The following is a 255-nucleotide window of genomic DNA, read 5'->3' as shown; positions in this document are numbered from 1 at the left end:
TGCTGTGCCGCCGGCGTTCAGTGGCACCGTGGTGTTCAGTCCGGCCCCGGTGAAGGTGACGGTTCCGGTGGGGGTGCCGCTGCCGGGTGCCACTGCGGTGACGGTGGCGCACACCGTCACGGTCTGGCCGCATACCGAGGGGTTGGGGTCCACCGATACGGTGGTGGTGCTGGCCGCCTGGTTGACCGTCACCTCGAAGGTCCCGGTCGAACCGGTGAAACACGTGTCCCCGTTGTAGATGGCCGTGACCGTGCC

General features: G+C 68.6%; 1 pseudogene. It reads right to left on the bottom strand.

From position 1 onward, the window contains the following. A pseudogene (locus ACEPPI_RS40940) lies at positions 1–255 on the bottom strand (Ig-like domain repeat protein); the annotation flags it as partial.

The organism is Streptomyces sp. AB3(2024) (genome assembly GCF_041862025.1).
In the GTDB taxonomy this organism is placed as follows: domain Bacteria; phylum Actinomycetota; class Actinomycetes; order Streptomycetales; family Streptomycetaceae; genus Streptomyces.
This window is presented reverse-complemented; position numbering and strand designations above follow the sequence as displayed.